Origin of the sequence: Algoriphagus locisalis (genome assembly GCF_900116615.1) — a bacterium.
Lineage (GTDB): Bacteria > Bacteroidota > Bacteroidia > Cytophagales > Cyclobacteriaceae > Algoriphagus > Algoriphagus locisalis.
The window spans coordinates 450,598-464,726 of record NZ_FPBF01000001.1 but is presented as its reverse complement, the minus strand read 5'-3'; the positions used below and the strand labels follow the sequence as shown (position 1 = coordinate 464,726).

Here is a 14,129-nt window from a genome sequence, read left to right as displayed (position 1 = left end):
CAACTTAAACTCCCTACTTATGAAAATCAAATCTCTCTTATTCGCAATGCTGTTATTAGCAATCAGCTGGCAAGCTTCGGCTCAAAAAATCATTTTGCCATCTCCGGATTTCAAAAAGGATATGTTAAGTGCCTTTGAGCCTGGAAACGATCTGGAACTGACTAGTTCACAGAAAGAGGAACTCAAGAAAAGTAACAGTGGCTTCTTAGATGAGGTAATCGATATTGCCGGAGGTTCTGATTCTGACGATGCCAAAATCAAGAAAATCACAGACCTCACCAAGAAGCAAAACTCCAAGTTAGGAGGAATTCTTGGGGATAGCGCGGTGAAGGATTACCGTAAAAAAGTCAAAAAACAAGTTGCTCCTTTCAAGAGAAAGTATAAACTGGCAACTCTTATTATTTAACAACAAACTACCATTACGATGAACAAATTGAAATTAATCCTAGGCTTTGCACTCTTCTTTTTCTTAGCTTCAAATGTAAATGCCCAGTCTATTCCTTCTGTTAAAACTCCAAAAATGAACATCCCAGAGATGGATTTGTCCACGCAGGTTCTGGGAATCCTCAACACTACAGATGGCTTGGGACTAAATTCGGATCAAAAAGACAAGCTGACTAAAGAAAATTCCAGCTTTGTGGATCAACTGATGAATATCAGCAAAAGCGGAAAGTCTGACGATGACAAAAAGGCGGCCTTTTTAGGATTGAAAAACAATCGTACAAAGTTCCTTACCAGCTTACTCGGGAACGATTTATTCAAAAAGTATTCAGGACAAATATTGAAATCTATCAACCCACTGAAGAGTAAACTCGGACTGGCTGCGTTGGCGTTTTAAAAGCTTAGATCAAAAAATAAAGGCTTGGAAATTTCCAAGCCTTTATTTTTTACAACTCCCTAACCCAGATATTTCTGAATCGCACCGGGTTGCCATGATCCTGAAGTTTGATTGGTAACTTCTCAGGATGTGCTTTGTAATTTGGAATACCTATGTATTCAGTAGGACCTTTTAGGGTTACATGGTTCTGAACTACTACCCCGTTCATTATCACAGTCACTGTAGCAGGGGAGGTCACAATACCATCCTTGTTAAATCGAGGCGCTTTGAAGATGATATCGTAGTAGTTCCACTCGCCTGGAGGTCTTAGTGCCATAGCCAACGGTGGATGCTGTTTGTAGATACTTCCAGCCTGTCCATTTGTATAGGTTTTACTCTCGTAACTGTCCAACACCTGCACTTCATACATTCCCATCAAAAAGAATCCGGAATTGCCTCTGCCTTGACCTTCACCTACGATTTCTGTAGGAGCAGACCATTCTACGTGATACTGGGCATCGCCAAAAGGCAACTTGGACTGAATATCACCCTTACCTCTGGTGACTACCAATTCACCGTTTTCTATAGTCCATGCAGCAGGACTTCCGTCTCTTGCACTCACAAAACCATTCAGACTAGTTCCGTCAAAAAGTACAATTGCATCTGATGGAGGAGCAGTATTTTCTGCACCTGGGGTAACTTTTGGGGGTACTGGCGTATAAAACTCGGTCGCTTCTGGCTTCATAGGCGGAGGAGTTTTTTCTTGAGCATTGGCTAAAGAACTCAAAGTCAAAGCACTTGCTGTAATAGCTAGCGAGAATATTCTCTTTTGCATAGTATAGATTATTTAGGGAAAATAACTTGAGGCGATAAATTACTCCAATTTGAACTCAATCAAAAAACCATTGATGGATTTTATGGAGTTGAAGGTGAAAAAATGGAAATGGAGTAGATGTCGTAGAAAGTGGAATTAGGCAGGATTAAGTTGCAAACTCAAGTTAGTTTGAGTCTTAATACATTCCTGATCAGAAGACAGGCTTCTCTTGGTGCCCAAACTAAAGGTTCGACCCTCTTCGGGGTCATTATAACTATAAAATCATGCTGTTTCCTAACCCATGGGGTTCACCCATAGCAATGGAAAATTTGATCCTATCAGGATCATTAAATTCACACTAATCTTTAGGTGCAAAGTCGATCTCTCGCTGCTGTTTGATATTTGCAGTCGGAGACTTATGCTAACATTAAGTCCTAAGGCCTTCCTGTATCGCTAGGTAAGCTTCTATTGCTCTTTGCTTACACAGTTACATTTTTGGTCCATGACAAATAGCCATCTAGTTAGCGAGTGTAGGACAACCTGATTTTGCCTTTCAATACGCCACTGGGTGTTTCTAGTTCTACTCCGTGAAGTGTAATCAGCTCATGATCACTTACTTTAATCAGGGTGTAATTCACCTCCTCACCGGATTCGTTTCTGGCAATGAGTTGATCATCCTGCACGCTCCACGTGCCTTTGCCATTGTCATATTCTCCAACCAACCGTTGAAAAGAGCCATCTTCCTCAAGGATCAATTTGCTTCTCAGATGTTGCTCTATGCCCCCATTTACGGTTACGACGATATCTGGCCCACCTGTTTTCTGAAAAAGATAATCAGATCCCTGCCATGCTCCAACCAGCTTTTCTTCAAGCCCAGCGCTACATGAAAAAGTACCTAGCACGAAAACCAGCAAGGCGGAAGACAAGGAAAATTTACGCACTAGTTTGGACGTATTCATGGGAGAATTGCTAAATAAGTCCTCTAAACTAGCTGTTTTGCCAATAAACAAAAAAAAACGCCCAAAGAAGCTTTGGACATTTTCCACCTTTAATTAAAACTTAAGTCTTTATAATTTGAACCTCACGGGTAGCCTCATTTGAACATTCACAACTTCTCCGTCCTTTTTACCCGGTGTCCATTTAGGAGCCTCCTTCACAAGGCGCAATACTTCTTCATCGCAACCGCCGCCTATTCCTCGCAGGATTTCAACTTGATCCAGTTCTCCACTATCCAACACCACGAACTTAACGATCACGGTGCCTTCAATTTTCTTTTCCTGAGCAGCTTCCGGGTATTTCAGGTTTTCGGCCAAATAGGTATTCCAACCTGCGAGCCCACCCGTGGGCTGTGGCATCACATCAACTTCAGTCAGTACTTCCTCTGTCTGAGCCTGAGCAGTTTGATTGGGGAGAAAAGCGAAGAAAAATAGCGCGGCCAGCACCAGGGAGGTTGCTTTTGGTAGTAAATTGAGGGTTGATAGTTTCATAGTTTGTGGTGTAGTTATGTTGTCAATAATTACTTCAGTAATTACAGTATTGAATAATTTACAAGATCACTCAAAACAAAACACTTAGTTCCTAACTGGAACTTCGATCGTTTCAGGAAAATCATTTGATGGTGTAACCTGCGGATTCCCCACACCTTGAACATCTCCTCCAAGTTTGAATCGAATAGGCAATCTCATTCTGGTATTTACAGGGTTACCTTTTTGTTTTCCAGAGATCCAGTTGGGAGCATTTTCTACCACACGAACAGCCTCTTCATCTGCTCCTCCACCGATTCCCCGAAGGATTTCTACATCAGAGATGCTACCGTCAGTATTCACCACAAAGACTACAATTACAGTTCCTTCAACTCCCAATTGTTTGGCTTGGGCAGGATAAGTCAAATTTTGACTCAAGTACTGATTCCATCCTTCCATTCCACCTGGAGGCGAAGGTTGCTCTTCCACTACATCAAAAATAGGTTCTCCATCTTTCGCTAATTTTCTAGCGCTAATGTCACCCGGACCGATTTGCACTTCTTTTACTTCGCCTGCCATCATTGGCCCTTCCATTTCTTCCTCTGAAGCTATTTCGCAGGAAAAGACGAAAAACATAGCTGCCAGAACAGGGATCGCGAGTAGGAACCTACGTAGTTCCTTCTTCTGGGATTGTGGTTTACTCATCATAATAATTCTTTTTTTGGTTTGAAATTGGTTAAAGTTGTTCATGAAATGCCAGCCTTGTCCCCGAGTGATCAGCTGAAGCAAAAGGCCAGAATATTCCTTTCTGGAATAGGAAGAAGTCACACCCCGGTCTGCCTGATATTCATGCACTTCCCTGAGGGATTTTTCAAATTGATAGATCAAAGGATTGAACCAAAAGATGATTTTAGCAAACTGGATCAAGAGCAAATCCCAGCTGTGTTTTAAGCGCACGTGAACGGACTCGTGCAAGATAATTTGCTGCTGATCAGACCGATTAGGATCAAAATCCGGCAATAAAATGTAATCAAAAAAGGAAGCAGGAATAAATTTGGGATGCACGGCTATCCAATAATTCTGATAGCGAAGTAATTTAGACTTCCCTATCATACGCTGTGAAGTAAAGTAGCCTAACATCAGATAAACAGCCATAATGACCACTCCAGCGAGATAGGTCAAAAAGACAATTTCCTGCCAGGTAAAGCTTGAAGTATCCCGAGTCACAGGATTACCCACCAGGAATTCAGGAAGCGTGATTTCCGCAGTACCCAGGGAAGTGATACCGATTTGGAAAGAAAGCAAGGGAATAATGAAAGAAAGCATCAGCATGCCAATCAAGAGTACGCGGTTCAATGTGAAGAATGTAAGCCCACTCAACACAACCCGGTAAAATAACACCGTGATACCTACGCAAATACTTGCTTCGACTAGATAAGTTAAGATTAGATTCATTATTCTGAAGGTTTATCCATGTCATCAATCATTCGCTGCAAGTCTTCAATTTCCTTGTCAGAAATCTTATTTTCCTTCACCATAAAGGACAGGAAATTCCCCACCGAACCTTCGAAATAATGCTTCACCAATTGATTCACACTTTTCTTGCTGTATTCAGCCTGCGTGATCAACGGGAAATACTGGTGTGTGGTACCATAGGCTTTGTGATCCAGATACCCTTTCTTCTCCAGAAGTTTGATGGAAGAAGCCAACGTAGTGTAAGGAGGCTTTGGCTCTGGCAGCTCATCAAGTACATCGCGTACTAGCGCTTTTTCGAGTTTCCAAAAAATGCGCATGATTCTTTCTTCGTTGCTATTCAATTCGTTCATATCCCTAAGGTAAAAACGATTTTTTAATAATCCTACGAATTTTTCGTATTACTACGGAGAACATGAAATATTTAGGAAAATCTTAATGCGATCGATAGCGCATTCGCAAACAGAAACTTCAGGTGGAGCTATTTAATCTATTGCAGAATTACCCCTAAGAAGAGGGTTTCCCTAGATCAAGCTTACTCCTCTTGTTCTTCAATCTGAATGGTTCTCGTGAGCACGGAAGAAACATTAAAATATCCAAGAACATCAGAATCACCACTTTCGACTACAATATTTGTATCCGGGTTTTGTGGAGGAGGCGAGAATAATCCCCCATCACTGAAGAGTAAATTAACCAATTGTGATAGGTAGTCATAAGCACTCTGGTTCATACGATAAAGCTCCAGCCTAACTTTATCCCCTTCCTCAAAAGAATAATTCAGTTCCAGCCCTTCCTCAAAAAACGTTAGCCCAAACGTGTCATCAAAAAGCAAATAGTCATCCCTTCCATTTTTCAGCGTATCATTCTCAATCACCTTGATTCGGTAATAATTATCCTCCTCAAAGGGAATCTCTCCAAACACTTTAATATAATAGCCTTCATCCCGGAAAAGCCTATCCTCCTGATACTCATAAGTGACACTATCCACTGTAGGCGGAGCCAAAAGTGTCCCCATGGAACTGAAAACTTTATCATCCCAAACCACCCGCAACTGATAGGTCTCTCCCACTTTTGCGGTCTCATTTGAGTTTAGCGGCAGGTAACTTTCAGAATATACGTTGTATTCAAAAGGAATTTCACGGGAGGTACTCTGGGCGATGATGGATACACTGGCATCAGATACCACGCGGGTTTCTACAGAGTCAAAGTAATTTCTCGCCAGAGAAATATCGATCTGATTATAAAAGGGTGTATCAGTCCAAGTGGCTTCGATTACGGGCACTTCCCCATCAATAGTCGCCAGTGGTAAATCAACCTCTTCCTGGCAAGAAAAAGCAGCTACAGCTAGGAGAATAATCCAAAATCTCTTCATCTTAAAATTGGAAATTATAGGTGATTGATGGTAAAAACGTGAACAAATAGGTCATTACTATACCTTGCCTAGTAGATACTTTCGGGCCATCTTCATCGCCATCGTATCTAAAATCATCGTTGTAGATTTCTCTGAATTCATAGGCAAAGGGATTTTTTCTCCCATAAAGATTATAGATAGAAAAGTTCCAGCTGCCTTTCCATTTTCTCCCCTTGTCTGCATTTTTCCAGGTCACTGAAGCATCCATTCGATGGTAATCCGGGAAGCGATCTTCATTTCTAAAATCCGAATAGAGAGGCACCGACTGATTGTCCAAGTCATACACTCCTATTGGAAATGAAACAGCTTGACCAGTAGTATAGATGAAAGTAAGTCCCGCTGACCAAGCCGGTGAAAACTCATGATTCAACACCAACGTGATGTCATGTGGTCTATCGAATCTCGGGTTATAGGCTTGATCCAATGAGATACCATCTATTTTTCGCCAGGCTCTGGAGTAGGTATAAGCCAACCAGCCGGTGGTTTTACCAATATTTTTCCTCAACAAAAATTCCGCACCGTAGGACCAACCGTTTCCAGTGAGCAGTTCCGTTTCCACATTATCAGTAAACAATACCTGAGCACCATTTCGCAGGTCAATTACATTTCTTAAATCTTTGTAATACCCTTCCACAGAAAACTCCCAACGGTTCTCATCAAAGTTTTTGAATAAACCCAAGGAAACCTGATCAGATCGAATCGGAGGAACATAAGTCCCTGCCAAAATCCAGCGATCTATTGGCAATCCGGCTGAAGAGTTGGAGGCGATTTGCACATACTGGAAATTACGGTTGTAAGCGGCTTTCACAGAAAGCTCATCGTTGATTAGGTATCGAAAAGCAATTCGAGGTTCCAACCCCTGATAGAACTTCATATTCTCAAGAGTCTTGTAGCTCAGCGTATCCACAACCGGGGAGTCAGGGCTTACCTCATTGCCTTCATAGATGTAATCCACTCCTTTTCCGATCTGGTTGAAAAATCCCCAGCGAAGTCCAGCTTCTGTGCTGAGTTTGGGAGTGATTTCATAAGTGATCCCGGCAAAGGCACTATTCAAAAAACCGTTTTTCGGATTGGTGACAATAGGTTGAATGTTACTTTCAGGAGCTGGATTTAATTCTATCGGCGCAAAATGGTACAACTGGCTTTGGAATCCCCAATAGCTTTGAACTTTATAACTGTTCAGTAAAGTCCATTGTACTTTCATTCCGGTTTCAGAGAGTTTATTTCTCCACTCGAACCCAGAACTTGGATCATCAAACTCCACCCGGTAATTATAGCGGGAATGATATCCCTGTAAATCAAAAAACAGTTTTTCGGAACTATTTCTACTCCACTGAGCTGAGGAAATCCAGTTGGTCCAACCCAAACCAAATTGATCATCGAGTCCCAGAAAATCACTTCCCTGATAGCTGGAAATCGTCAACTTATCTTTATCACTTAAAAGAAACGTCAGTTTTCCACTTAAGTCATGAAAATTAAGCTTGTTGTTTCTAAGGTCTTCGTCATTCGAAAGTTTCAAAAACAAATCCGCATAAGTCCTCCTACCGGAAATCACAAAGGTGGATTTGTCCGAAAATAAGGGGCCGTCTAAGGTCAAACGGGAAGAAATACTCCCTATGCCGCCTTCTCCATGGATCTGTTCAGTATTGCCTTCTCTCAAAGTCACATCTATCAAGGCTGAAAGTCGCCCACCGAAGGAAGCTGGCATATTCCCTTTGTAAAGCTCCACCTGATCCAAAGCATCTGGGTTGAAAACAGAAAAGAATCCGAAAAAGTGGGAGGGATTGTAAATAGGCGCACCGTCCAACTGCACCAAATTCTGATCTGCCGAACCTCCCCGCACGAACAACCCTGTAGTTCCTTCCCCAGCGGTCTGAACGCCGGGAAGCAGCTGCAAACTTCTGAGCAAATCCACTTCTCCGAAAAGGGCGGGGATATTTTTAATTGTAGCAATTGGGATAGTTGCTTTTCCGGTTTCCATATTGCGCACTTGCTCATCAGGCCTGCGCTCCTGAATGATGATTTCATCAAGAGACATATCTTCAGGTTTGAGGAAAAAACGCTGTGTTTTTCCCAAGTCTTTCTCGGCGATGACGCGAATAGAGGTTTCATAACCAATAAAAGAAACAACTAAGCGAGCGGGCAGGGATTTGATTTTGATCCGAAAGACTCCATCAATATCGGATACCACGCCGGAAGAAATGTCATTTTCCCAATAGACGCTTGCTCCAGGGAGTGGTGATGTATTTGTTACGTCAAGCACCTCAGCAGAGAAAAAGCCGTTTTCCTGAGCTCTGGCCGTGGTTAATAGTAAAACAAAAAAAGAAAGTAAAATGAATTTGCTACGCTTGCCAGTTGGCTTCATCCTTTGTTAATTAGAATTGTAAACTCAAAACTAGACGATTCAAAAAAATTAATGTTTGTTAATTATTAATAACATTTGAATTTACCTTCACCACTTATAGCATTCTCGCTTTTAAAGTAATCTTTATTTTATAATTTCAGGCTATGATTTGGGCATATCCGGACGTAAAACTCACCCTCTTGCTAGCCGGCATATTCGGCTTGCTGTATTTTATTTACCTATTCCGCTACTGGAGGATCAATCAAAAACTGGTCGTAGAAAAGCGCAGGCTATTCACTAAGGTGGTCATTCGCACCGTCTATTTTGTGTTGTTCCTGATAGCTTTTGCTGGTCCTTCCATAGGAACTTCCCTGAAAGAAATCCAGGAAGAAGGCAAGGACATCTTCATCGCTGTGGATTTATCACAGTCAATGAATGCTACGGACATTGGTCCCAGCCGACTTCAGCGCATTAAGTTTGAATTAAAAAACTTAACAAAAAGTTTTCCTTCAGATAGAATAGGCTTGATCATCTTCAGTTCCGAAGCATTCATGCAATGTCCGCTTACTTTCGATCAAAGTGTTTTGCAACTTTACATTGATGGATTGAATACAGGCTTGGTTCCAAATTTCGGGACTGATCTTAACGGCCCCTTAAGAATGGCTGAGGAAAGATTTTTGAATGATGAAAGTCAGGAAGTGAAGTCCAAAACCATCATTTTGATCTCCGATGGAGAGAATTTTGGGGACGATCTGGATGAAATTGGTTCCAGGCTGAATAGCGAAGGAATAAAAGTATTTTCCTTAGGAATTGGAACGAAAGGTGGTAGTAGCATTCCTAGAGGAAATGGTTTGGTCATTGATCCTCAAACTGGCAAACCTGCCCAAACTGTTCTTGACCGTGCACCGCTTCAGCAAATAGCAGCGGAGACCAATGGTGCCTATTTTGAGATATCCGATGAAGTGCAGGAAATTGGAGATTTAACTGCCGCAATAGAACGAGTAGAAGGTGGAGTAACAGGATCCAGAGTGGTGGAAGCTTCCGCAAATAAATATTTCTATTTCTTATTGGCCGGCTTAGTTCTTTCTATGCTGGACATGATTTTACCGATCAAAACTATCAAATTATAAATGAGCTGGAGTAAGCTAACATTGGCCCTTTTTCTTCTGGTTCCTGCGTCATGGACACGAGTTTCCAGGTTGAATTCCGCCATTGATTTGGCAGCAGAAAGCTATGCCAAAGCCGAATACGAGCAGTCTATCACCAATCATCTGATTTTGGTGGATGAGTTTGGCTATGCTTCCCCGAAGCTGGATTACAATCTTGGGCTGAGTAGCCAATTTGCTGGAAAAGTAGATGAAGCTACAGGCTATTATGACAAGGCTTCTATTGCACCAAATAAAATGCTCGCCTCTTTCGCTTACAACCAAGGTGGCGTATTATTAGGTGATAAAAAGGAGTACGAGCCTGCCCTCTCCAAATTCAAATCTGCCTTGATTCAGGATCCGAATAACGAAGTTGCCAGATACAATTATGAATTGCTGGCAAGATGGCTGGAACGTGACGAAGAGCGCAAGAATGAAGACCAAAACAAACCAGAACCATCGGAATTTGCGAAGCGTAAAAAGGCAGAGGCAGATCGCATGGTGGAACAATTCCGCTTCAAAGATGCGTTGAACCTAATGAACGAAGCAAGACTTCAAGATGAAACCGTTGATGCCTATCAAGATTTTATGACGAGTCTTCAAGAAATCACTGAAATCGATGAACAATAAAATAGTAATACTACTGGGATTTATTTTCACCTTAACTCTTTCCAGCAGCATAGCACAAACTTCTGGCGAATACTTCAATCGCGCCGCGAGATCCTATGTCAAAACTGAAAAGGACCAGGCATTGGCAACTGTAAATGATGGGCTGACCAAATATCCTGGCGATGCCAAACTACAGGCGTTGAAGGAAAAGTTGGAGAAAGAGCAGGAAGAGCAAGAAAAGCAGGATCAGGAAAATAAGGAGAATCAAGACCAGCAAAACCAAGAAGAAAAGCAGGATCAAAAAGATAACTCCCAACAAGGAGAGGATGGTGACCAGCAAGAGCAAAAGGAGGATGGCGAAAAAACCGATGAGGATAAAGCCAAAGAATCTCAATCTGGCGATCCTTCAGAGCAAAGCGAGGACAAACCAGGCGAGAATTCCAACGATCAGAAGGACGCCAATCTAGCAGATAAGCAAAAGGCCATGGAAGAGTTCAAAGAAAAGCTTAAAGCGATGAACTTAACCCCTGAGCAAGCCGCGCAAATCCTGGAAAGTATGAATGCTGCAGAATTACGCTACATACAGCAAAACAAGAAAAAGGCCACAGAGAGACCGAAGAGAGGTATTCCTGATTGGTAAGAATGCCTGGTGTTGGATGTCGGGTGCCCGATGTTTCCTACACCGGACATCCGACATCGGACACCTAACATTATAAAACCCAAATAAACATGATCAAAGAAGTATATATCGTTTCGGCCGTTAGAACTCCTTTGGGGAGTTTTGGTGGAAAATTAGCTGGATTGACAGCAGTAGAATTGGGTAGCATCGCCATCAAAGGTGCACTGGAAAAAGCCGGAGTAAAGTCAGAAGCTGTTCAGGAAGTTTTTATGGGAAATGTAATTTCCGCCAATCTTGGACAAGCTCCTGCGCGTCAAGCATCTATAGGCGCTGGAATCGGCTACAATGTCCCATGTACAACTGTAAATAAGGTTTGTGCTTCGGGAATGAAAGCAGTCATGCTTGGTGCTCAGTCCATTATGCTAGGAATCAATGACGTAGTCATTGCTGGTGGTATGGAAAGCATGTCCAATGTGCCATTCTATGTCCCAAAAGCCAGGTTTGGATACAAATATGGCAATGCCGAATTCGTAGATGGCTTGGTGAAAGATGGCCTTTTCGAAGTCTATAATAAATTCCCGATGGGAAACTGTGCAGACAACACTGCCAAGGAAATGAATATTTCCCGCGAAGCTCAGGACGCTTACGCGATTCAGTCGTACCAGCGTTCCGCTGACTCCTGGGCCAAAGGTTACTTCAAAGATGAAGTTGTTCCAGTGGAAATGAAAGGCCGAAAAGGTGAAACAATCATCATCGATGAGGATGAAGAATATAAGAACGTGATGTTTGACAAGATCCCTTCCCTTCGACCTGTTTTTGATAAAGAAGGAACTGTCACGGCTGCGAATGCTTCTACCATGAATGACGGAGCTTCCGCCTTGGTTTTGGTGAGCAAAGAAAAAGCTGAGGAGCTAGGTTTAAAGCCATTGGCAAAAATCAGAGGTTTTGCAGATGCGGCAAGAGATCCACTTTGGTTTACCACAGCTCCTGCTCTAGCCATCCCAAAGGCAATTCAACATGCAGGACTGACTGCTGAAGATATTGACTTCTATGAAATCAATGAAGCATTCTCAGCTGTGGCTTTGGCCAATCAACAAGAATTAAATCTGGACAATGACAAAGTAAACGTCTTTGGCGGTGCTGTTTCTCTTGGACATCCACTTGGAGCCTCTGGTGCTAGAATTATAAGTACATTAAACTCGGTATTACACCAAAAAAATGGCAAGTTCGGCGTTGCTGGAATATGCAATGGCGGTGGAGGAGCATCAGCCTTGGTCATCGAAAAAATGTAAACCAAAACTCATCAAAGACCTCAGGGCAATTTGTCTTGAGGTTTCTTTTATCCTATGAACAAACTCTTCCTGCTTGCTTTTTTCTGCACTATGGCCAACACTGCATTGGCTCAGGATACTATTCGTACTTATTATGACGAGGAAGAGACTATCATCAAGGAGTTATATTTTAGGCTGAATGGTCAGGCAAACGGAGAAATCAAACGCTTTGACGAAGAAGGGAATCTTATTCAAATCGGTGAATTAAAAAATGGTCAACGAAATGGAGTTTTTGCTGATTTGGATCCTCGAACTGGAGACACAATAAGAACCACTCCATTTATTGACAATATCAGATCGGGCGTTGCAAAGAGCTTTTTTCCTAATGGAAATCCAAAACAAGTATCCACCTATGTAGCTAATCAGATCGAAGGAGAGGTAATTACCTATTTCGAATCCGGACAGATTAGCGACAAAACCACTTTTGCAAAGAACAAGCCTAATGGGTTGAGTGAAACCTTTTACGAATCTGGAAAACAGGCCTCGAAGGTAAATTTCACGGAAGGAAGATACGATGGCCTTTTTGAAGAATTTTATGAAAATGGACAGCTGATCGTTTCTGCCACCTATTCCAACGGAGACTTGGATGGAAGAGAAACTCAATACTATGAAGATGGACAGGTATTATCTGTCATAGATTATTCTGATGGAGTTTTGGATGGTGTCTATGAATTGAACTATCCAGACGGTTCACCCCAGAGAAGAGGGAATTACAAAAAGGGATTTGAGGATGGAGAATTACTGTCCTACCATGAAAATGGGAAGGTTAGTGAGAAAGCGATTTTCAAAAAAGGAATCCCAACTCAACCGATCGAAAAGTATTATCCTTCTGGGGAAATCGAGCAGAAAAAGTCCTTTGATAAGGATGGGAATTTGGTTTTAGAAATCAACTACTTTGAAAATGGGACAGTATTTTTTGCAGTGAATTATGTGAACAATGAAGCTGAGGGAGAAGTGAGAATATTCAGAGAAGATGGTTCCTTAGAAGAAATCAGGCGTTTTCAAGCAGGAAAAATGCACGGAAAGCGCGAATACTTCGATGAAGAAGAAAGTCTCATAAAAAGTGAAACCTACGAATACGGAAACAAAACAGATAAATAATAGAGCTCGAAAGAGAAGAAAGGCAAAGCTTTTTCTATTTTTGCCCAAACGATAAAAGGATGAGTAACGCAATCAAAGAAACCCATTTTCAATTCCCTGGACAGCAAGGATTTTACAAAGGTAAAGTTCGTGATGTCTATATGTTTGACAAAGAATTGGTTGTGGTGGCATCTGATAGAATCTCCGCATTTGATGTGGTTCTTCCTAGGCCTATTCCTTACAAAGGACAAGTGTTGAATCAGATCGCTGCCAAGTTCCTTCAGGCAACATCAGATATCGTCCCAAACTGGGTCACTTCTATTCCAGATCCAAATGTGACGATCGGGACGCGTTGCGAGCCTTTCAAGGTAGAAATGGTGATCCGTGGATACATGTCAGGTCATGCAGCCAGAGAACACAATGCTGGAAAGCGAATGATCTGTGGAGTAGCAATGCCAGAGCATATGCATGAGAACGATCCTTTTCCTGAGCCTATCATCACTCCTACTACCAAGGCTGACGAAGGCCACGATGAAGATATTTCCAGAGAAGAAATTTTAAAACAAGGAATCGTAAGTGAAGCAGACTATGTGCAACTCGAAAAGTACACTAGAGCCTTATTTCAAAGAGGTCAGGAAATGGCGAATGACATGGGACTGATCCTGGTGGACACGAAATACGAGTTTGGAAAAGTTGGAGATAAAATTCTCCTGATCGACGAAATCCATACGCCGGATTCTTCACGCTACTTCTATGCTGATGGCTATGAAGAAAACCAAGCAAAGGGTATCGCACAGAAACAACTTTCCAAAGAATTTGTTAGACAGTGGTTGATTTCAAATGGCTTTCAGGGTAAGGATGGACAATCTGTGCCAGAAATGACTGATGAAATTGTAGAAAGCATCTCTGATCGCTATATTGAGCTCTTCGAAAAAATCACAGGAGAAAAATTCCAAAAAGCAAATACAACAGAAATTGAGTCTAGAATAGAGAAAGCAATTCTTTCACATTTAGGCTAAAAGA

The 14,129-nt window shown here is 42.0% G+C and carries 14 protein-coding genes and 2 pseudogenes; 8 read left to right on the top strand and 8 right to left on the bottom strand.

What is annotated here, in order from left to right:
* Nucleotides 1-19 precede the first annotated feature (19 nt).
* A complete protein-coding gene (locus BM386_RS02040) occupies nt 20-406 on the top strand; it encodes a hypothetical protein (protein WP_091691395.1) in 387 nt (128 codons plus the stop codon).
* 18 nt (nt 407-424) lie between these two features.
* Nucleotides 425-838, top strand: a complete 414-nt coding sequence (locus tag BM386_RS02035; RefSeq protein WP_091691394.1) for a hypothetical protein — start codon at nt 425-427, stop codon at nt 836-838.
* A gap of 49 nt (nt 839-887) precedes the next feature.
* Here BM386_RS02035 and BM386_RS02030 read toward each other — a convergent pair whose 3' ends face one another.
* From BM386_RS02030 to BM386_RS02000, 8 genes and pseudogenes are all read right to left on the bottom strand, one after another.
* Nucleotides 888-1,652, bottom strand: coding sequence for a 3-keto-disaccharide hydrolase (locus BM386_RS02030; RefSeq protein WP_170857006.1), 765 nt, complete (start codon nt 1,650-1,652; stop codon nt 888-890).
* A 500-nt stretch (nt 1,653-2,152) separates the two neighbouring features.
* Complete coding sequence (locus BM386_RS02025; protein ID WP_139235829.1) at nt 2,153-2,572, bottom strand: hypothetical protein; 420 nt, start codon at nt 2,570-2,572, stop codon at nt 2,153-2,155.
* A gap of 126 nt (nt 2,573-2,698) precedes the next feature.
* The gene (locus BM386_RS02020; protein WP_091691392.1) at nt 2,699-3,118 is read right to left on the bottom strand and encodes an energy transducer TonB; all 420 of its coding nucleotides are present in this window, start codon (nt 3,116-3,118) and stop codon (nt 2,699-2,701) included.
* Nucleotides 3,119-3,286: 168 nt separating this feature from the next.
* Nucleotides 3,287-3,598: pseudogene (locus BM386_RS23875) on the bottom strand (energy transducer TonB); the annotation flags it as partial.
* 213 nt (nt 3,599-3,811) lie between these two features.
* Nucleotides 3,812-4,420, bottom strand: a pseudogene (locus tag BM386_RS23870) (M56 family metallopeptidase); the annotation flags it as partial.
* 128 nt (nt 4,421-4,548) lie between these two features.
* Nucleotides 4,549-4,920 carry a BlaI/MecI/CopY family transcriptional regulator gene (locus BM386_RS02010; RefSeq protein WP_091691390.1) on the bottom strand — a complete coding sequence of 124 codons (372 nt, stop codon included), beginning with the start codon at nt 4,918-4,920 and terminating at the stop codon, nt 4,549-4,551.
* Between the two features lie 182 nt (nt 4,921-5,102).
* Entirely contained in the window at nt 5,103-5,939 is an 837-nt protein-coding gene (locus tag BM386_RS02005; RefSeq protein WP_091691389.1) for a DUF4249 domain-containing protein, read from the bottom strand.
* Between the two features lies 1 nt (nt 5,940).
* A complete protein-coding gene (locus tag BM386_RS02000) occupies nt 5,941-8,343 on the bottom strand; it encodes a TonB-dependent receptor (protein ID WP_091691388.1) in 2,403 nt (800 codons plus the stop codon).
* Between the two features lie 143 nt (nt 8,344-8,486).
* Here BM386_RS02000 and BM386_RS01995 point away from each other — a divergent pair, with 143 nt between their 5' ends.
* The 6 genes from BM386_RS01995 to BM386_RS01970 all read left to right on the top strand — a co-directional run bounded on the left by BM386_RS01995 (nt 8,487) and on the right by BM386_RS01970 (nt 14,125).
* Nucleotides 8,487-9,452 carry a vWA domain-containing protein gene (locus BM386_RS01995; protein ID WP_091691387.1) on the top strand — a complete coding sequence of 322 codons (966 nt, stop codon included), beginning with the start codon at nt 8,487-8,489 and terminating at the stop codon, nt 9,450-9,452.
* On the top strand, nt 9,453-10,097 hold the full coding sequence (locus BM386_RS01990; RefSeq protein ID WP_091691386.1) for a hypothetical protein: 645 nt from the start codon (nt 9,453-9,455) through the stop codon (nt 10,095-10,097).
* The gene (locus BM386_RS01985) at nt 10,087-10,716 is read left to right on the top strand and encodes a hypothetical protein (protein WP_091691385.1); all 630 of its coding nucleotides are present in this window, start codon (nt 10,087-10,089) and stop codon (nt 10,714-10,716) included. Before BM386_RS01990 ends, BM386_RS01985 begins: the two co-directional genes overlap by 11 nt.
* Nucleotides 10,717-10,808: 92 nt before the next feature.
* Nucleotides 10,809-11,987: an acetyl-CoA C-acyltransferase gene (locus BM386_RS01980; protein ID WP_091691918.1), complete on the top strand. Its 1,179-nt coding sequence runs from the start codon at nt 10,809-10,811 to the stop codon at nt 11,985-11,987.
* 54 nt (nt 11,988-12,041) lie between these two features.
* Nucleotides 12,042-13,127 (top strand): toxin-antitoxin system YwqK family antitoxin, encoded by a 1,086-nt coding sequence (locus tag BM386_RS01975; RefSeq protein ID WP_091691384.1) that lies wholly within the window; start codon nt 12,042-12,044, stop codon nt 13,125-13,127.
* 59 nt (nt 13,128-13,186) lie between these two features.
* On the top strand, nt 13,187-14,125 hold the full coding sequence (locus BM386_RS01970) for a phosphoribosylaminoimidazolesuccinocarboxamide synthase (protein ID WP_091691383.1): 939 nt from the start codon (nt 13,187-13,189) through the stop codon (nt 14,123-14,125).
* Nucleotides 14,126-14,129: the final 4 nt, after the last annotated feature.

Coding starts and splice junctions, on each gene's coding strand:
- BM386_RS02040 (WP_091691395.1), top strand. CDS start 20: ATGAAAATCAAATCTCTCTTATTCGCAATGCTGTTATTAGCAATCAGC.
- BM386_RS02035 (WP_091691394.1), top strand. CDS start 425: ATGAACAAATTGAAATTAATCCTAGGCTTTGCACTCTTCTTTTTCTTA.
- BM386_RS02030 (WP_170857006.1), bottom strand. CDS start 1,652: ATGCAAAAGAGAATATTCTCGCTAGCTATTACAGCAAGTGCTTTGACT.
- BM386_RS02020 (WP_091691392.1), bottom strand. CDS start 3,118: ATGAAACTATCAACCCTCAATTTACTACCAAAAGCAACCTCCCTGGTG.
- BM386_RS02010 (WP_091691390.1), bottom strand. CDS start 4,920: ATGAACGAATTGAATAGCAACGAAGAAAGAATCATGCGCATTTTTTGG.
- BM386_RS02005 (WP_091691389.1), bottom strand. CDS start 5,939: ATGAAGAGATTTTGGATTATTCTCCTAGCTGTAGCTGCTTTTTCTTGC.
- BM386_RS02000 (WP_091691388.1), bottom strand. CDS start 8,343: ATGAAGCCAACTGGCAAGCGTAGCAAATTCATTTTACTTTCTTTTTTT.
- BM386_RS01995 (WP_091691387.1), top strand. CDS start 8,487: ATGATTTGGGCATATCCGGACGTAAAACTCACCCTCTTGCTAGCCGGC.
- BM386_RS01990 (WP_091691386.1), top strand. CDS start 9,453: ATGAGCTGGAGTAAGCTAACATTGGCCCTTTTTCTTCTGGTTCCTGCG.
- BM386_RS01985 (WP_091691385.1), top strand. CDS start 10,087: ATGAACAATAAAATAGTAATACTACTGGGATTTATTTTCACCTTAACT.
- BM386_RS01975 (WP_091691384.1), top strand. CDS start 12,042: ATGAACAAACTCTTCCTGCTTGCTTTTTTCTGCACTATGGCCAACACT.
- BM386_RS01970 (WP_091691383.1), top strand. CDS start 13,187: ATGAGTAACGCAATCAAAGAAACCCATTTTCAATTCCCTGGACAGCAA.